Below are 17486 nucleotides of genomic sequence, written 5' to 3'. Positions count from 1 at the left end.
CCTGGCCTCTCCCCGTCTCGGGGCGGGGTCAGGCGATGGTCGCGTGCATCTCCCAGACGAGGATCTCGGCCGGCTCGTCCGCGGTGACCCGACGGCCGCCGGTCGCGGTGAGTCGGGCCGCGTCGCCGGTGCCGAGGGGGCCGCTGCCCTCCAGGGCCACCGTGCCGTTGGGCACGTACAGGTGCACGAAGGGCGCATCCGGGATAGTGACCTCGTCGCCGGGGCCGAGCCGGGCGGCGTGCAGGGTGGCGTACCGGTTGCGGATCCGGATCGCGGACGCCCCGTCGTAGCGGTCCATTCCGGAGGCGATCGGGACCAGGCCGCCGCGCAGCAGTTCGTCCTCGATCTCCAACTGCTCGTAGCCGGGGTCGACGCCCTGCTCGTCGGGGAGCACCCACATCTGCACGAAGTGCACCGGGTCGCTGTGTGGCGCCTGGTTGTTGAGTCGCCAGGCGTCGTTCTTCTCCGAGTGCAGGATGCCGGTGCCGGCGCTCATCCGCTGGGCCAGCCCCGGGTAGATCACCCCGGAGTGGCCGGTGGAGTCCTGGTGCACCAGGGAGCCGCGCAGCACCCAGGTGACGATCTCCATGTCCTCGTGCGGGTGGGTCTCGAAGCCGGCACCGGGGCGGACCACGTCGTCGTTGTTGACCAGCAGCAGACCGTGGTGGGTGTTGGCCGGGTCGTAGTGCCGGGAGAACGAGAAGGAGTGCTTCGAGTCCAGCCAGGAGATCCTGGTGGCGAAGCGGTCCTCGGCCCGGCGTACGTCGACCGATGGGGCGGGCGCGGTCACCAGGCACGCTGCCCGGTGTCGGAAGACGACGGCGCCCAGGTCAGGGCCGGGTCCCCGGTGGCCAGCTCGGCGATCTCGCCGCTGCGCAGCTGCGGCGTGTGGCCGAACTCGGCGCAGTGCTGCTCGGCGATCTCCGAGCAGATCTCGGCCACCTGCTCGCAGATCGGGTCGCCCAGGTCGGCCGCGTTCAACGCCATGATCATCTTGTACCGGAGATCCCGCATGTCCACCTCCGACCGCCTCGGTCCCGCCACCTTCGGACCCTACCCGCCACCATCCCGCAGCACCCCGAAACGACTCCCTCCCGGGGCGACCGCCCCGGTCGGGTCGCCGCCACCGCCGACCCGACGGGTGCGGACACGGAGCGGCGCCGCCCCCGAAGATGTGGGGGCGGCGCCGAGGATCACAGGGTTACCAGAATCGGCGACGCTTGGCCTTCTGGGGGCGGATCAGGTCGGCACCCTTGGTCAGCAGCCGACTCGCCCCGGAGGGACCACGTCGGGCCTCCAGGGTGTGGCTGAGGCGGCGGGCGCCGGCCGCGGCCAGTGGCACCGCGATCGCCATCACCGCCCACTGTGCAATGCGCTTCTGGATCATGTGGGTTCACCTCCGTCAGTGGCTCCTGACATCACTGATACCCAGCGTGACGTGCCGGTAAGCCTCTCAGACCACCGGGGCGACCGGGTTGGGCAGCGCACCGCCGAACCGCCGGTCCCGCTGGGCGTACAGCTCGCAGGCGTACCAGAGGTGGCGGCGGTCGAAATCCGGCCAGAGCGTGTCCAGGAAGACCAGCTCGGCGTACGCGGTCTGCCAGAGCAGGAAGTTGGAGATCCGTTCCTCCCCGGAAGGGCGCAGGAACAGGTCCACCTCCGGGATCTCCGGGTGGTAGAGGTACTTCGCCACGGTCTTCTCGGTGACCTTCGCCGGATCCAGCCGGCCGGCCGCCACGTCGCGGGCGATCGCGGCGGCGGCGTCACCGATCTCCGCCTGCCCCCCGTAGTTGACGCAGAACTGCAGGGTCAGCGTCGAGTTGCCGCGGGACATCTCCTCGGCGGTCTGCAGCTCGGAGATGACGCTCTTCCACAGGCGCCCGGGCCGACCCGACCAGACCACCCGGACACCGAGGTCGACCAACTGGTCGCGGCGGCGGCGGATGACGTCCCGGTTGAACCCCATCAGGAACCGGACCTCGTCCGGCGAGCGCCGCCAGTTTTCCGTGGAGAACGCGTACGCCGACAGGTAGGGGATGCCCATCTCGATCGCACCCTCGATGGTGTCGAAGAGGCTGTGCTCCCCCGCCTCGTGACCCTTGGTGCGCGGCAGCCCGCGCTCCTTGGCCCACCGGCCGTTGCCGTCCATCACCACGGCGACGTGCTTTGGCACCGCCTCGGTGGGCAGCGCCGGCGGACGGGCGCCCGACGGGTGCGGTGTCGGCGGCATCGGCTCACGCCGGCCGGCCCTCATCGATCGGATCACTCTCTCTCCCCCTGCTCGCACCGTCCGCCCCGGCCTCGACGTCGCCGCGCGGCCTGAGCATCGCGGCCCCAGCGCCCCCCGGTGGCGGGACCGTGCCGGCCACCGAGGGACCCCGGTCGACCAGCGGGAGCGAGCGTAGCGCGCGTTCCAGATGCCACTGCAGGTGCGCCGCGACCAGCCCACTGCACTCCCGGCGGACGCCGGTCTCGGTGGCGTCGGCGACCACCCAGTCGCCGGTGGCCAGCGCGGACATCAGGTCGATGGTGGCTGGCGCGGGATGGGCCGCGCCGGGCGGTCGGCAGTCCGGGCAGACCGCGCCACCTGCCGGTACGGAGAACGCCCGGTGCCGCCCGGGTGTGCCGCAGACCGCGCACGCGATCAGCGCCGGCGCCCAGCCCGCGAGGGCCATCCCGCGCAGCAGGTACGCGTCGAGCACCAGCGTGGTGGCGTGCTCGCCCCGGGACAGCGCCTTCAACGCGCCCACGGTGAGCTGGAAAAGCCGCAGCGACGGCTCCCGCTCCACCGGGGTCAGCCGCTCGGCGGTCTCGGCGATCGCGCTGGCCGCCGTGTAACGGGGGTAGTCCCCGAGGAACCGCTTGCCGTACAGCTCGATGCCCTCGACCTGGCTGACGGTGTGCAGCGAGCTGCCGTGGTTGCCCTTCGGGTCACCGGCGAGCTGGAGGTCGACGTGGCCGAACGGCTCCAGCCGAGCACCGAACTTGCTGGTCGTGCGGCGGATCCCCCGGGCCACCGCGCGCAGCCGGCCGTGCCGGCGGGTGAGCAGGGTGATGATCCGGTCGGACTCGCCGAGCTTCTGCACGCGCAGCACCACCGCGTCGTCGCGGTAGAGCTGTCGGCGATACCCGGCCATCGGACCATTCTCCCTCGGGGTGTGAAATCAGGGTCGGATCGGGGTGGACGCGCGGACGAACCCCGATGCGCCCGGCGCGCGACCGGCCGTAGCGTGCTGGACATGGCACTGCACCGGACCACCGGCCACCCCCGTCACCGCGCCGTCGCTCCCGTCGCACTGGGGGCGGCCACCGCCCTCATCCTGCTCACCGGGTGCGACAACCTGGCGTTCCGCCGCCTCGACTACGACAACACCGAGGCGGTGAAGATCACCACGATCCGGGTGCTGCCCGGTTCCGGCGACCTGGTGGTGCACGGCACCGGCTCGGCGTCCGAGGTGCGGATCAAGCGGGTGGTGCGCTACCAGGGCGGCGAGCCCAACAGCCGGTACGAGATCAAGGACGGCGAACTGCTACTGGACGCCGACTGCGGCGACCGGTGCAGCATCTCCTACGAGGTGACCGTGCCGGAGGGGGTCGCCGTGCAGGGCGAGACCGGCTCCGGCGATGTCGAGCTGACCCGGGTCGGCACCGTCGACCTGCGACTCGGCTCGGGCGACGTGCGGGTCGCCGGCGCCACTGGCGCGGTCGGTGTGGAGACCGGCTCCGGCGACATCGTCGTGAGCGAGGCCAGCGCGGCGGTACGGCTACGCGCCTCGTCCGGGGACATCGCCGCGCGCCGGCTGAGCGGCGCGGTCGACGCCGAGGCGCAGTCCGGCAACGTCACCGTCGAGCTGGACGCGCCCGCCTCGGCCCGTGCGCACGCCTCCAGCGGGGACGTCACGCTCGTGGTGCCGGCGGGCAGCTACCGGGTCCGCTCCAGCACCGGCTCCGGCGACGCGCGGGTCACCGTTGCCGACAACCCGGCCGCGTCGCTGGTGCTCGACGGCTCGGCGGGCAGCGGCAACGTGACGATCAGCCAGCGCTGACCTCGACGGTGGCCACCTCCCCGGCCACCCGCTGCGCCGGTACGACGGGCCGTCCGACGGTCGCCCCCACGCCGGTCTGGTTCGCCGGTCGATTGTCGGAGCGGATCGGCGGGCCGGACTGGCGGGGCGGGCCACCGGGGAGCAGTTCCGGGCGCCGGCGGGCGGCGACGTCCTCGACCCAGCCGACGGCCAGGGTCACCACCCCGACCAGTGCGAAGACCAGCAGCACCCGGATGGCCAGCCCCAGCGGATCCTGGTGGGACCAGCCGACCACGTCCACCAGCGGGGTGAGCGCCACCACGAAGGGCATGTGCCAGAGGTAGACGGTGAGCGCCCGCCGATTGACCACGGTCACCGCCCGGTCGGCCAACCGGCTACGCCTCAGCCAGTCGATCCCGGCCGGCGCCCGACCAAGAACGATCAGGATGAACGCGGTGGACCAGAGGGCGTTGCCGAGATGGTTGTCGTTGAGGTCGTACCCGCGCGGGCCTGGATGCGCGACGATCCAGGCCCCGCCGGCCGCCGCGAGCACCAGCGCCGCCGGGTACAGCACCCGGCCGGCGAGCCGGCGCAGCATCCCGGCCTGGTGGGCGAAGCCGAGCAGCCACGCGCCGAAATAGAGCCCGAACTCGCGCAGCACCGCCGGGGGCGCCGGGTAGATCCCCACCTCGATCGCCACCAGCAGGAGGTACGGGGCGAGCAGGGTGGGCAGCGGGGCACGCCGGAACAGCCAGAGCGCGATCGGTGAGGCGAGCACGAACCACAGGTAGTCGCGCAGATACCAGATGACGCTCAGCGCCAGGGCACCCCAGTTGTTGGCCGGCGGGTCAGCGATCGGGAACAACCAGAGCAGCAGCCGCGGCGTCACCGGCAGCCCGGTGAACAGCATGGCCGGCACGAAGACCGCGGCCATCACCCACAGCGACGGCAGCAACCGGCGCAGCCGGCGGCCGACCGCCACCGGCCCCGAGCGGTTCAGCGAGGCGGCCATCAACGAGCCGGCCAGCGCGAACATCACCGACATGGCAGGAAAGACGAGCGTGAGGGTCGCCCACCCGGTGACGTGGTAGACGACCACTCGGACGATGGCCAGGAAACGGAGCAGATCTAGGTACCTGTTGCGCATCAGCCTGCATCTGGGTCGGGGACGCGGGATGTACCTCCCCTACCCTGCGCGGTGGCACCGCCAAACGGCCGTGACCCCGATCAAACGTGAATCTTGCCATCGGCCCGACCGAAGATGATCGTGTTGCCGGGTGGCGCCCCACCCTCGGCCGGCCCGACCGGAGTGCCCGGCCGGACCGGTGAGTGGGTCAGAAGCCCAGCTTGCGCAGCTGCTTCGGGTCGCGCTGCCAGTCCTTCGCCACTCGCACGTGCAGGTCCAGGTAGACCCGGGTGCCGAGCAACTCTTCGATCTGCTTGCGGGCGTTGGTGCCGACCTCCTTGAGCCGGCTCGCCCGGTGACCGAGCACGATCGCCTTCTGGCTGGGCCGCTCCACATACAGGTCGGCGTAGATCTTCATGAGCTGACCCTCGGGGATCATCTCCTCCACCACCACCGCGATGGAGTGCGGCAGCTCGTCGCGGACCCCTTCCAGGGCCGCCTCCCGGATCAGCTCCGCGACCAGCACCTGCTCCGGGTCGTCGGTCAGCATGTCGTCCGGGTAGAGCTGCGGCGACGGCGGCAGGTAGCTGGTCATCACGTCGACAAGGGTGTCCACCTGGTGCCCGGAGACCGCGCTCACCGGCACGATCTCGGCGAACTCGCCCATCTTGCTGACCGCGAGCAACTGCTCGGCCAGGCGGCGCTTGTCCACCAGGTCGGTCTTGGTGACCACGGCCAGCACGGTCGCCTTCAACTCGGCCAGCTCGCCGGTGATGAACCGGTCGCCGCGCCCGACCGGCTCGTCGGCCGGGATGCACAGGCCGATCACGTCCACCTCGGTCCAGGTCGATCGGACCAGGTCGTTGAGGCGCTCGCCGAGCAGCGTACGGGGGCGGTGCAGGCCCGGCGTGTCGACCAGGACCAGCTGCGACTCCGGCCGGTGCAGCACGGCCCGGATGACGTGCCGGGTGGTCTGCGGCTTGTTCGAGGTGATCGCGATCTTGGTGCCGACGATGGCGTTGGTCAGCGTGGACTTGCCGGCGTTGGGTCGGCCGACGAAACAGCCGAACCCGGCCCGGTAGGGGCGTGCCTCCGGATCCTTCACGCCGCCGGTCACTGGGTCACCGTGCCGAGCACGGTGCCGTCCGGTGCGGCCACGTGGATCGGCGCGTCCACGGCGAGGTCACGCACCACCGCGTGCCCGGCGCCGTCCAGCGTCGACGCCTCGGTTACCACCGCCGCCGCCTCCAGCCGGGTCGCCCCGGCCGCCACGGCCGAGGCCACCGCCAGTTGCAACGCGGTGAGGGTCAGCGAGGGCAGCGCGACGCTGGCGGCCGCGTACGTCCGGCCGTCCTGGTCCCGGACCGCAGCGCCCTCCACGGCACCGACCCGCCCGCGGGCGCCCCGGGCCAGGACGACGAGCTTGCCGTCCTCGGCGCTCAGCGGGGCCGGCGCGGTGGGGGTGGGCCGGGCGGCGTGCGCGGCGGGTGTGTCAGGCATCGGCGGGTTGCCTCTCCTCGTCTCGATTGTGGTCCTGGTCGTCTCCGGGGCCGGCCTGCTCGCCGCGCCCTCCGTTGTCCTGCTCGTCGCCCGGCTCCACCCGGCTGACCAGGACGGTGTCGATCCGGTTGCGCCGGCCGGTGGTGCCCTCGGCGACCAGCCGGAGGCCGGCCACCTCGACCTCCGCTCCGGGGATCGGCACCCGCCCGAGCGACTGGGCCAACAGACCACCGACCGTCTCCACCTCGTCGGCGGGCAGGTCGGTGTGGAACAGCTCGCCGAGATTCTCCACCGGCAGGCGGGCGGTGACCCGCACCGAGGAGTCGGCCAGACGTTCGACCGGCGGGCGTTCGACATCGTACTCGTCGGTAATCTCGCCGACGATCTCCTCCAGGATGTCCTCGATGGTGACCAGGCCGCCGGTGCCGCCGTATTCGTCGACGACGATGACCAGGTGGTTGCGGGCCGCCTGCATCTCCGACAGCAGGTCGTCGACCGGCTTGGACTCCGGTACGAAGGTCGCCGGGCGCATCAGCTCGGCCACCGGCAGCTGCTCGGCGGCCGGGTCACCGCCTCGGGAGCGCCGGATCAGGTCCTTGAGATAGAGCACGCCCAGCACGTCGTCGACGCTCTCGCCGATCACCGGGATGCGGGAGAAGCCGGAACGCAGGAAGAGCGCCAGCGCCTGCGAGAGCGTCTTGCCCTCCTCGATCCACACCATCTCGGTACGCGGCACCATCACCTCACGGGCGATGGTGTCGCCGAGCGCGAAGACCGAGTGGATCATCTGTCGTTCGCCGTGCTCGACCACACCCCGCTGCTCGGCCAGGTCGACCAGCTCGCGCAGCTCCACCTGGGTGGCGAACGGTCCCTCCCGAAAGCCGCGCCCCGGGGTGACCGCGTTGCCGATCAGGATGAGCAGCGACGCGAGTGGGTTGAGCGCCCGGCCCAGCCAGCGGACCAGCGGCGCCACCGCCCGCCCCACGGCGTACGCGTGCTGCCGGCCGATGGTGCGCGGGGCGACCCCGACCACCACGAAGCTGACCACGGTCATCGCGCCGGCGGTGACCAGCGCGGCCCGCCAGCCGGCGCCGAAGCTGTCCACCGCGACCAGGGCCACCAGCGTGGTGGCGGTCAGCTCGGCGAGCAGCCGCAACAGCAGAAGCAGGTTGAGGTGCCGAACCACGTCGCCGGCCACGGCCTGGAGGGTCCGGGCGCCGCGTACGCCGTCCCGGGCCAACTCGGCGGCGCGGGCCGGGGAGACGGCGGCGAGCGCCGCCTCGGTCATCGCGATCACGCCGGCCAGCACGACCAGGCCGGCCGCGAAGACGATCAGTTGTAGATCGGGTAGGCCGGCCGTGGGGCCGGCCGCCAGTAGTGGAGTGGACATCACTGGTTGCGGGTCGACCGCCAGCTCGCCAGCAGTCGGGCCTGGAGCGCGAACATCTCCCGCTCCTCCTCCGGCTCGGCGTGGTCGTACCCGAGCAGGTGCAGCACCCCGTGCACCGTGAGCAGGTGCAGTTCGTCGGCCGGGGCGTGCCCGGCGGTCGCCGCCTGCTTGGCCGCCACCTCGGGGCAGAGCACGATGTCACCGAGCAGGGCGGGCTCACCGCCGGCCGGGGCGCTCTCGCCCGGGCCGTGGTCGACGCTGCCCTCGTCCATGGGGAAGGCGAGCACGTCGGTCGGACCCTCGCCACCCATCCAGCGGTGGTTCAGCTCGGTCATGTAGTCGATGTCGACCAGCAGCACGGACAGCTCGGCGAGGGGGTTGACCCCCATCTCGTCGAGGGCGTGCCGGGCGACGGCGAGCACGGCGTCGGTATCAACGTCGACGCCGGACTCGTTGGCGATCTCGATGGACAACTGCTTTCCTCTGCTTTAGCGGCGTCGGCCGGCCCGGCCGCCCTGGGCGGGTCGCCCGGGCACGGCGTGGACACCCTGCGCCTGCTGGTTCTCCCGCTCGGCGTCCCAGCGGGCGTACGCGTCGACGATCTGCCCGACCAGCTGGTGGCGGACCACGTCGGAGCTGGACAACTGGGCGAAGTGCACGTCCTCGACGTTCTCCAGGATGTCCCGGACCACCCGCAGACCGCTGGTCGTCCCGCCGGGAAGGTCCACCTGGGTGACGTCACCGGTGACGACGATCTTGGAATTGAAGCCGAGCCGGGTGAGGAACATCTTCATCTGCTCGGGCGTCGTGTTCTGCGCCTCGTCCAGGATGATGAACGCGTCATTGAGCGTCCTGCCCCGCATGTACGCCAGCGGGGCGACCTCGATCGTGCCCGCGGCCATCAGCTTCGGGATCGACTCCGGGTCGAGCATGTCGTGCAGCGCGTCGTAGAGCGGGCGCAGGTACGGGTCGATCTTCTCGTTCAGCGTGCCGGGCAGGAAGCCCAGCCGCTCGCCCGCCTCAACCGCCGGTCGGGTCAGGATGATCCGGTTGACCTGCTTGGCCTGCAACGCCTGGACGGCCTTCGCCATCGCCAGGTAGGTCTTGCCGGTGCCGGCCGGGCCGATGCCGAAGACAATGGTGTGCGAGTCGATAGCGTCGACGTACCGCTTCTGCCCGAGCGTCTTGGGACGGATGGTGCGCCCGCGCCGGGAGAGGATGTTGAGCGTCAGAACCTCGGCGGGCCGCTCGGCGCTACCCTGCTCGAGCATGCCGACGGTACGTCTTACCGCGTCAGTGGTCAGGGTCTCGCCTTTCTCGATGAGTTCGAGTAGCTCGCTGAAGACCCGCTCGGCGAGGGCGTTGTCCGCAGGGGCGCCGGTGATGGTGATCTCGTTGCCACGGACGTGCACGTCACTGGTGACCGAGCGTTCGACGAGTCGAAGGATCTCGTCACCCGCGCCAAGCAGATTGACCATGATCTTCGAGTCGGGCACGGTGATCCTGGTCTGCACCCGGGGCGGGCCGGGAGGTGGGGTGCCGGTCATAGGTCGGGCCGAAGGCCCCTGCGCACCTGCTCTCGATCTCAGCGCCGGCTCTATTGGCACGGCGTGCGGACGTTACACCCATCGTATCGGGTCAACGCGGCCCGCATCGTGTCCATTTCCGCTGGCCGCGATCAACTCCCGGACCGGAAGTCGTACCGGTCGAAGGTCTCCTGGTGGCGCGAGAAGCGGTACGTCGCCCAGTGCATCCGGACCACCGTGCCGGCCTCGTTTCGGGTCATCCTCAGCAGCTCGCCGGCCTCCCGGCCGGAGACCGTGCGGAACACGTCCGGGCGGTCCGGCAGCGGGGTGAACACCGCTGGCGGGCGCCCCGCCGGGTCGCCGGCCCCGCGCGCCCGCAGGGTGCCGTCGTGCCAGGAGAAGACGTACTCGAAACCCTCACCCCACCAGCGGCCGAGCACGCCCCGCAGGGCCGCCGGAGCGGGTGGGCCGGGCCGCCACGGCTCGATCTCGGCCGGGTCGTGCTCGACCGCCGCGGCGAGCAACTGGTGCGGCAGGTCGAACAGCTCGGCCGCCGTGCCGGAGGAGCCGAGCACCGCGGCACCCATCGCGCCCGCCGTGCCGTCGCCACCCCGCCGGCCGTAGACCGCGGCCAGGAAACCGGGCATCGCCCCGTCGTGCCCCACGTGCACCACCCGCTCGCCCTGCGGGATGAGGATCAGCCCGAGCCCGAAGCCGGCGCCCCAGAGCGTCTCGTCGGTGGTGGTCAGCGGCCAGCGCATCTCGTCCAGGGTGCCGGGGGTGAGCACCGCGCCGGCCGGGTCGAGCGCCGCCGGGTCGGCGAGGAACGCCGCCCAGCGGGCCATGTCGGTCGCGGTGCTCCAGAGCTGGGCGGCCGGGCCGACCGCGCCGAAATCGGTCGGCGGCTCCGGATGCGCCTCGTCGGAGTACGCGTCGACCAGGAACCCGGTGGCCGCAGCCGGGCCGGGGGTCACCGTGGTGTCGGTCAGCCCCAACGGCGTCAGCACCCGCTCGGTGAGCACCTGCGCCCAACTGCCACCGCGCAGGCGGGCGACCAACTGGCCGAGCACGGCCAGCCCGAGGTTGGAGTAGTGGAAGCGGCGGGCCGGCGGCAGCACCCGCTCGGCCCGGTCCAGCTCGGCCACCAGCCGATCGGCGTCCGGCGCGCTCAGGGTGTCCCAGACGTCACCGAACGGCTCGCGCTGCAGGCCGCCGGTGTGCGAGAGCAGCCGGCGGACGGTCAGCTCTCCGTGCGCCGGCAGGTCCAGGTGCCGGCCCACCGGGTCGTCCAGGTCCAGCAGCCCGTCGTCGCGGCACTGAAGGGTGAGCACCGCGGTGAACGTCTTGGTCACCGAGCCGATCCGGAACTGGGTGCGCGGTCCCAGCGCGTTGTCGCTGCCGGTGTCGCCCACAGTGCACTGCCACAGCGGCCGGTCGGCCCGGTGCAGCGCCGCCGACACCGCCGGCACCCGGGCGTCGGCCTGCACCCGGCGGACCAGGCGGCCCAGGCGCTCGTCCACGCGGGCGTCGGGGCCCGGTCCAGTGCTCACGCCAGGTCCCGGGCGAGCATCGGGCCGAGCGGCGCGCCACCGAGCAGGTGCGCGTGCGCGTGGAAGACCTCCTGGCCGCCGTACGCGCCGGTGTTGAACATCAGCCGGAATCCGTCGCCGAGCAGCCCCTCGTCGTCCGCCACCGCGGCGGCCGTGGCCAGCACCTCACCGGCCAGCGCCGGGTCACCCTCGGCGAGGGTGGCGACGTCGGCGTAGTGCTCCTTCGGAATGACCAGGACGTGCACCGGCGCCTTCGGGTCGATGTCCCGGAAGGCGAGCGTGGTGGCGGTCTCCCGGACCACGGTGGCCGGGATCTCCCCGGCGACGATGCGGCAGAACAGGCAGTCGGATCCCATCCGGGCAGTGTAAGGAAAGGGCCCCCTGTCAACGCCTCCGGTGGCGCAAGGGTCCCTTCCCGGCGTTCGCGCCGGCTACGGCAGGATGCCCTGCATGACGGATCGGGCGGTACTGGTGACCGGGGCCTCGCGCGGAATCGGGCGGGCGGTGGCGACAGCGTTCGCGGCCGGCGGCGACCGGGTGGCGATCCACCACCGCGACTCGGCGGACGCGGCCGAGGAGCTGTGCGCGCAGCTGCCCGGCGAGGGGCACGTGGTGGTCCGCGCCGACCTCACCGACCCGGACGCGGTGCGGGCCATGGTGGACCGGGCCGCCGAGCTGCTCGGCGGGCTGGACGTGCTGGTCAACAACGCCGGGGTGTACGGCGACCGGGACGACCCGCACCCGATCTTCGGCGCGTCCTACGAGCAGTGGCAGCGGCGCTGGCGGCAGGTGCTGGAGACCAACCTGACCGGTGCCGGCAACGTCATCTGGTGCGCCGCCCAGCACATGCGGGAGCGCGGCGGCCGGATCGTCAACGTCTCGTCCCGGGGCGCGTTCCGCGGCGAGCCGCAGCAGCCGGCGTACGGCGCCAGCAAGGCGGGGCTGAACGCGCTGGGCCAGTCCCTCGCCGTGGCGCTCGCGCCGTACGGCATCGCGGTGGCCACCGTCGCGCCGGGCTTCGTGGCGACCGACATGACCACCGAGCACCTGCGCGGCGAGAGCGGCGCGGCGATCCGCGCACAGAGCCCGTTCGACCGGGTGGCCCGGCCGGAGGAGATCGCCGCCGCGGTGCACTGGCTGGCGTCGCCACAGGCCGAGTGGGCCTCCGGCACCATCGTCGACCTCAACGGCGCCTCCTACCTGCGCAGCTGACCGCCGGGGTACAGCTGTCGGACGGTCACCAGCGGCTGAGCCGGGTGGCGAGCACGCTGAGCGCCGCGACCCCGGCCGTGGAGGTGCGCAGCACCGCCGGCCCGAGCCGCACCGGCCGGCCTCCGGCCGCGCGGAACGCGGTCAGTTCGGCCGCGTCGATGCCGCCCTCGGGGCCGACCACCAGGACGATCTCCCCGGCGGTCGGCAGCTCGGCCGTGGTCAGCCGCTCCTCGGCCTCCTCGTGCAGCACGAACCCGGCGGCGGCACCGGCGATCCGGCGGGCCACCGTCGCGGTGGACTCGTCCGGTGCACCGGCCACCACCGGCAGCCAGGGCCGGCGGGCCTGCTTGGCCGCCTCCCGGGCGGTGGCCACCCACTTCTCCCGGGCCCGTACGCCCCGGTCACCGCGCCACTGGGTCACCGAACGGGCCGCCGCCCAGGGCACGATCTCGTCGACCCCGACCTCGGTCATCGCCTGCACGGCCAGCTCACCCCGATCGCCCTTGGCGATGCCCTGCACGGTCACCAGCCGCGGTACGGGCGCGTCCGCGTACCCCCGGGAGGTGACGGTGAGCTCCAGGCTGCCCCGGCCGACGGCGGTGACCACGGCGGCGGCCGTGCCGCCCCGGCCGTCGGCGAGCAGCAACTCCTCGCCGACCCGCAACCGCTGCACGGTGGCGGCGTGGTGCCCCTCGGGACCGTCGAGGGTCAACGCGTCGGCGGTGGGCAGGGACTCGACCAGGAACAGCGGCGCGGACACGATGATCAGGCTAGCCGCAGTGGTCAGGCGTGACCGTTGAACGCGTCGCGCATCCGGGAGAAGAAGCCGCCCTGCTTGGACAGCTCGGCGACCTCCTCGCCGCGGGTCTTGGCGAAGTCGCGCAGCATCCGCTCCTGGTCCGGGTCGAGCTTCGTCGGCGTTCGGACGTCCAGGTGCACGTAGAGGTCGCCCCGGCCGGTGCCGCGCAGGTGCGGCACGCCCCGGGCGCGCAGCCGCAGGGTGCTGGCCGGCTGGGTGCCGGCCTTGACGTCGACCGTCTCCTCGCTGTCCAGCGTCTTGATGGTCAGTCGGGTGCCCAGTGCCGCCGCGGTCATCGGCACGGTGACCCGGCAGTGCAGGTCGTCGCCCTTGCGGGAGTACACGTCGTGCGGCCGCTCGTGGATCTCCACGTAGAGGTCACCGGCGGTGCCGCCACCCGGGCCCACCTCGCCCTGCTGGGCCAGCCTGATCCGCATGCCGTCCTCGACACCGGCCGGGATCTTGACGGTCAGCGAGCGGCGGGTACGCACCCGGCCGTCGCCGGCGCAGGTGGGGCAGGGGTGCGGGATGGTGGTGCCGTAGCCCTGGCAGACGGTGCACGGCCGGGCGGAGACCACCTGGCCGAGGAAGGTGCGCTGCACCGACTGCACCTCGCCCCGACCGCCGCACGCCTCGCAGGTGGCCAGGTGGGTGCCGGCGGCCGTGCCGGCGCCGGAGCAGGTGGTGCAGAGCACCGCGGTGTCGACGGTGATCGGCGCCTCGACGCCGAACGCCGTCTCGTGCAGGTCCAGCTCAAGGCGCAGGATCGCGTCGGCGCCCGGCCGGGTCCGCGGACGCGGGCCACGGCCGCCACCCGCCGCACCGCCGAAGAACGCGTCCATGATGTCCTGGAAACCGACGAACGGGCCGGCCCCGCCCGGACCGCCCGGACCGCCAGCGCCGCCGCCACCACCGGGGGCGAGCGGGTCGCCGCCCAGGTCGACGATCTGCCGCTTCCGGTCGTCCGAGAGGACCTCGTACGCGGCGTTGATGTCCTTGAACTTCTCCTGTGCCTCCGGGTCCGGATTGACGTCCGGGTGGAACTGGCGCGCCAGCTTGCGGTAGGCGCGCTTGATCTCGTCGTCGGAGGCTTCCCGGCTCACACCGAGAATGCCGTAGTAGTCCCTGGCCACTGCGTTCCGTGTCCTCATGTTCGTCTCGCGTTGCGCCGGTCGTCGGCCGGAGCCGGCCGTCGGCCCTGACTGGTCAGTTCTGGGCCAGCAGCTCGCCCACGTAGCGTGCCACGGCGCGCACCGTGGCGATGTTGCCGGGGTAGTCCATGCGGGTGGGCCCCAGCACCCCCAGGCCGCCCACGATGGTGGCGCCGGGGCCGTACCCGGTGCTGACCACCGAGGCGGCGCGCAGGTTGTCGAACTCGTTCTCGTCGCCGATCAGCACCCGGGTCGTGCTCGGCTCGGTCTCGCCGATGAGCTTGAGGAGCACGACCTCCTCCTCCAGCGCTTCGAGGATCGGGCGCAGCGAGCCCTGGAAGTCGAGCAGGCCGCCCCGGGTGAGGTTGGCGGTGCCGGCCAGCGCGATCCGCTCCTCGTGCCGCTCGACCAGCGTCTCCAGCAACACCGTGGCGAGGGTGGTCATCGTCGGACGCAGCTCGGTCGGCGCCTCTTCGACCAGCGTCTGCACCAGCGGCGGCGTATCGGACAGCCGGGCGCCGGCGAGCTTCTCGTTGACCAGCCGACGCAGGTCGGTGACGTCGTCGGCGGGCACCGGCCCGGGCAGCTCGACCAGCCGCTGCTCCACCCGACCGGTGTCGGCGATCATGACGAGCATCAGCCGGGTGGTGGAGATCGGCACCAGCTCCAGGTGCCGCACCGAGGATCGGGCCAGGCTCGGGTACTGCACGACGGCGACCTGCCGGGTCAGCTGGGCGAGCAGCCGCACGGTGCGGTGCACCACGTCGTCGAGGTCGACCGCACCGACCAGGAAACGCTCGATGGCCCGGCGCTCGGCCGGGCTGAGTGGCTTGACCCGGGACAGCCGGTCGACGAAGAGGCGGTAGCCGCGGTCGGTGGGCACCCGGCCGGCACTGGTGTGCGGCTGCCGGATGTAGCCCTCCTCCTCCAGCACGGCCATGTCGTTGCGGACCGTGGCCGGGGAGACGCCGAGCTGGTGCCGCTCGACCAGCGCCTTGCTGCCGACGGGCTCCTGGGTGGAGACGTAGTCCTCGACGATGGCGCGGAGCACGGCTAGCTTGCGGTCGTCGAGACCCATCCTCCGCACCTCCTGTCGCACGTCGGCCGCCGGCCACGGTGGGGCCGGCGGACCGTCCTGGCACTCGACTGTAACGAGTGCCAGTCTACGTCGGCGTACCCGCCGGCGCGATGATCAAGGTCGTCGCTGTCCGTTCAGCCGGGCCGACCCGGCGGTGTCGCTCTGGTGCGGCGTTGCCACGGGCCCTTACCGTGACATCCATGACTGAACCACCTCGCCCTCCCGGCGCGGGAGACCCCGGCGGATACCCGACGGACCCGACATCCCCGCCGCCATCTCCGGGCGCCTCGGCCGAGCCACCCACCGCACCACTGTCCGGGGCACCCGGCCCGGGCGGCTATCCCCCGGCCGGTGGCTATCCGCCGCCCACTGGTGACCAACCGCCGTCGGGTGGCTACCCTCCGTCGGGCGGCTATCCGCCAGCCGGGGGCTACCCTCCTGGCGGCTATCCGCCCGGTGGCGCCTACGGCGGCCCCGGCGGCGGCTACGCCAACAACGAGGACAAGACCTGGGCGCTGGTCGCGCACTTCGGCGGCGCCGCCGGGATGATCATCAGCGGCGGCGTGCTCGGCTGGATCGGCCCGCTGGTGGCGATGCTGGCCCGGGGCAACCAGTCCCCGACGGTTCGGGCGCACGCGGTGGCGGCGCTCAACTTCCAGCTCATCTGGTCGATCGTCGGCCTGGTCGGCTGGGTGCTCTCCTGCATCGTGATCGGCTTCATTCCGGTCGCGGCGGCGATCATCCTCGGCGCCGTGTTCGGCATCATCGCCGGGATCAAGGCCAACGAGGGCCAGCTCTACCGCTACCCGCTCTCCGGCAGCTTCATCAAGTGATCCGGGCCGGCCGCTCCCCCGGCCGGTCCGGCACACCGTCGCGCCGACCGGGGGGCGGCGCGACGGTCAGGGCAGCAGGTCGCGGACCACGGCGTCGGCGAGCAGCCGGCCGCGCAGGGTGAGCACCGCCCGGCCGGCCGCGTACTCCGGGGCGGCCAGCAGGCCGCCGGCCAGCGCCCGCTCGGCGCCGGCCCGGCCGGTGGCGTCGAGCACCGCCAGCGGCAACCCGGTGGCGAGCCGCAGCCGGAGCATGACGTCCTCCATGTGCGCCTCGTCGACGGTGAGCACCTCCCGGGCCAGGCCGGGCGACGCGCCGGCGGCCAACCGCTGGGCGTACGCCGACGGGTGCTTGACGTTCCACCAGCGCACCCCGCCGACGTGGCTGTGCGCCCCGGGGCCGAGACCCCACCAGTCCGCGCCGGTCCAGTAGAGCAGGTTGTGCCGGCACCGGGCCTCGTCGGTGCGGGCCCAGTTGGAGACCTCGTACCAGGACAGGCCGGCCGCGTCGAGGGCGGCCTCCGCAGCCAGGTAGCGGTCCGCGGCGACGTCGTCGCTGGGGTACGGCAGCTCACCGCGACGCATTCGGGCGGCCAGCCGGGTGCCGTCCTCCACGATCAGGGCGTACGCGCTGACGTGGTCCACCCCGGCGGCCACCACCTGGTCCAGCGAGGCGGCGAAGTCCTCGGCCCGCTCCCCCGGAGTGCCGTAGATCAGGTCCAGGTTGACGTGCTCGAACCCGGCGTCGCGCGCCTCCAGGGCGGCGGCGGTGGCCCGGCCGGCGCTGTGCCTGCGGTCGAGGATCGCCAGCACCCCCGGGGAGGCGGACTGCATGCCGAGCGAGATCCGGGTGTAGCCGGCTGCCCGCAGCAGCTTCAGCGATTCCGGGGTGACCGACTCCGGGTTGGCCTCGGTGGTCACCTCGACGTCGGCGGCGAGCCCCCAGGTGCGGTCGATGCCGTCGAGGATGCGGGCCAGGTCGTCGGCGGGGAGCAGGGTGGGCGTGCCACCGCCGACGAAGACCGTGTCGACCCGGGGCGGCGGGCTGTCACCGAGCACCCGGGCGGCGAGCGCCAGCTCGGCCAGCACCGTGTCGGCGTACCCCTCACGGCTGGCACCGCCGCCCAGCTCGCTCGCCGTGTAGGTGTTGAAGTCGCAGTAGCCGCAGCGGCTGGCGCAGAAGGGCACGTGCACGTACACGCCGAAGCCGCGCTGGCCGACCGCAGCGGTGGCGGTGGTGGGCAGCGATCCGTCGACGGGGACGGTCTCACCATCTGGAAGGACGCCGGGCATGGCCAC

The 17486-nt window shown here is 72.8% G+C and carries 20 protein-coding genes; 3 read left to right on the top strand and 17 right to left on the bottom strand.

Annotation, left to right across the window (positions count from 1 at the left end; all coding sequences use genetic code 11):
- Positions 1 to 28: 28 nt before the first annotated feature.
- From OG990_RS00495 to recO, 5 genes are all read right to left on the bottom strand, one after another.
- Positions 29 to 790, bottom strand: coding sequence for a pirin family protein (locus OG990_RS00495; RefSeq protein WP_406078577.1), 762 nt, complete (start codon positions 788 to 790; stop codon positions 29 to 31).
- Positions 787 to 1014, bottom strand: a complete 228-nt coding sequence (locus OG990_RS00490; RefSeq protein WP_328419314.1) for a thioredoxin reductase — start codon at positions 1012 to 1014, stop codon at positions 787 to 789. Before OG990_RS00490 ends, OG990_RS00495 begins: the two co-directional genes overlap by 4 nt.
- Positions 1015 to 1201: 187 nt before the next feature.
- A complete protein-coding gene (locus OG990_RS00485) occupies positions 1202 to 1387 on the bottom strand; it encodes a hypothetical protein (protein WP_328419316.1) in 186 nt (61 codons plus the stop codon).
- A 66-nt stretch (positions 1388 to 1453) separates the two neighbouring features.
- Positions 1454 to 2230: an isoprenyl transferase gene (locus OG990_RS00480; protein ID WP_355609049.1), complete on the bottom strand. Its 777-nt coding sequence runs from the start codon at positions 2228 to 2230 to the stop codon at positions 1454 to 1456.
- Between the two features lie 4 nt (positions 2231 to 2234).
- Positions 2235 to 3137, bottom strand: a complete 903-nt coding sequence (gene recO, locus OG990_RS00475; protein WP_406078575.1) for a DNA repair protein RecO — start codon at positions 3135 to 3137, stop codon at positions 2235 to 2237.
- 102 nt (positions 3138 to 3239) lie between these two features.
- Here recO and OG990_RS00470 point away from each other — a divergent pair, with 102 nt between their 5' ends.
- Positions 3240 to 4046, top strand: coding sequence for a DUF4097 family beta strand repeat-containing protein (locus tag OG990_RS00470; protein ID WP_355609055.1), 807 nt, complete (start codon positions 3240 to 3242; stop codon positions 4044 to 4046).
- Here the strand turns inward: OG990_RS00470 and OG990_RS00465 are convergent.
- From OG990_RS00465 to OG990_RS00430, 8 genes are all read right to left on the bottom strand, one after another.
- The gene (locus OG990_RS00465) at positions 4033 to 5172 is read right to left on the bottom strand and encodes an acyltransferase (RefSeq protein ID WP_386984465.1); all 1140 of its coding nucleotides are present in this window, start codon (positions 5170 to 5172) and stop codon (positions 4033 to 4035) included. The genes OG990_RS00470 and OG990_RS00465 overlap by 14 nt on opposite strands.
- 187 nt (positions 5173 to 5359) lie before the next feature.
- Entirely contained in the window at positions 5360 to 6256 is an 897-nt protein-coding gene (gene era, locus OG990_RS00460; protein ID WP_328426839.1) for a GTPase Era, read from the bottom strand.
- 8 nt (positions 6257 to 6264) lie between these two features.
- On the bottom strand, positions 6265 to 6651 hold the full coding sequence (locus OG990_RS00455; protein ID WP_328419326.1) for a cytidine deaminase: 387 nt from the start codon (positions 6649 to 6651) through the stop codon (positions 6265 to 6267).
- On the bottom strand, positions 6644 to 8065 hold the full coding sequence (locus OG990_RS00450) for a hemolysin family protein (protein ID WP_386984698.1): 1422 nt from the start codon (positions 8063 to 8065) through the stop codon (positions 6644 to 6646). Before OG990_RS00450 ends, OG990_RS00455 begins: the two co-directional genes overlap by 8 nt.
- Entirely contained in the window at positions 8041 to 8514 is a 474-nt protein-coding gene (gene ybeY / locus OG990_RS00445; RefSeq protein WP_109818397.1) for an rRNA maturation RNase YbeY, read from the bottom strand. Before ybeY ends, OG990_RS00450 begins: the two co-directional genes overlap by 25 nt.
- 15 nt (positions 8515 to 8529) lie before the next feature.
- Positions 8530 to 9588 (bottom strand): PhoH family protein, encoded by a 1059-nt coding sequence (locus OG990_RS00440; protein WP_328419334.1) that lies wholly within the window; start codon positions 9586 to 9588, stop codon positions 8530 to 8532.
- A gap of 131 nt (positions 9589 to 9719) precedes the next feature.
- Positions 9720 to 11117 carry a serine hydrolase domain-containing protein gene (locus OG990_RS00435; RefSeq protein ID WP_406078573.1) on the bottom strand — a complete coding sequence of 466 codons (1398 nt, stop codon included), beginning with the start codon at positions 11115 to 11117 and terminating at the stop codon, positions 9720 to 9722.
- Positions 11114 to 11473: a histidine triad nucleotide-binding protein gene (locus tag OG990_RS00430; RefSeq protein WP_355609066.1), complete on the bottom strand. Its 360-nt coding sequence runs from the start codon at positions 11471 to 11473 to the stop codon at positions 11114 to 11116. Before OG990_RS00430 ends, OG990_RS00435 begins: the two co-directional genes overlap by 4 nt.
- Before the next feature lie 94 nt (positions 11474 to 11567).
- Here OG990_RS00430 and OG990_RS00425 point away from each other — a divergent pair, with 94 nt between their 5' ends.
- The gene (locus tag OG990_RS00425) at positions 11568 to 12329 is read left to right on the top strand and encodes an SDR family oxidoreductase (RefSeq protein ID WP_328419340.1); all 762 of its coding nucleotides are present in this window, start codon (positions 11568 to 11570) and stop codon (positions 12327 to 12329) included.
- A 25-nt stretch (positions 12330 to 12354) separates the two neighbouring features.
- Here the strand turns inward: OG990_RS00425 and OG990_RS00420 are convergent, their stop codons facing one another.
- From OG990_RS00420 to hrcA, 3 genes are all read right to left on the bottom strand, one after another.
- Complete coding sequence (locus OG990_RS00420; protein ID WP_328419342.1) at positions 12355 to 13089, bottom strand: 16S rRNA (uracil(1498)-N(3))-methyltransferase; 735 nt, start codon at positions 13087 to 13089, stop codon at positions 12355 to 12357.
- A 23-nt stretch (positions 13090 to 13112) separates the two neighbouring features.
- Positions 13113 to 14261 carry a molecular chaperone DnaJ gene (gene dnaJ / locus OG990_RS00415; RefSeq protein WP_406081610.1) on the bottom strand — a complete coding sequence of 383 codons (1149 nt, stop codon included), beginning with the start codon at positions 14259 to 14261 and terminating at the stop codon, positions 13113 to 13115.
- 73 nt (positions 14262 to 14334) lie between these two features.
- A complete protein-coding gene (gene hrcA / locus OG990_RS00410) occupies positions 14335 to 15357 on the bottom strand; it encodes a heat-inducible transcriptional repressor HrcA (RefSeq protein ID WP_328419344.1) in 1023 nt (340 codons plus the stop codon).
- A 200-nt stretch (positions 15358 to 15557) separates the two neighbouring features.
- Here hrcA and OG990_RS00405 point away from each other — a divergent pair, with 200 nt between their 5' ends.
- Positions 15558 to 16190 (top strand): DUF4870 domain-containing protein, encoded by a 633-nt coding sequence (locus tag OG990_RS00405; protein WP_328419346.1) that lies wholly within the window; start codon positions 15558 to 15560, stop codon positions 16188 to 16190.
- 66 nt (positions 16191 to 16256) lie between these two features.
- Here the strand turns inward: OG990_RS00405 and hemW are convergent, their stop codons facing one another.
- On the bottom strand, positions 16257 to 17480 hold the full coding sequence (gene hemW / locus OG990_RS00400) for a radical SAM family heme chaperone HemW (RefSeq protein WP_406081609.1): 1224 nt from the start codon (positions 17478 to 17480) through the stop codon (positions 16257 to 16259).
- Positions 17481 to 17486: the final 6 nt, after the last annotated feature.

Origin of the sequence: Micromonospora sp. NBC_00858 (genome assembly GCF_045207365.1) — a bacterium.
Taxonomy (GTDB): Bacteria; Actinomycetota; Actinomycetes; order Mycobacteriales; family Micromonosporaceae; genus Micromonospora.
The sequence above is the reverse complement of the archived record's forward strand: the minus strand, read 5'-3'. Positions and strand labels throughout refer to the sequence as shown.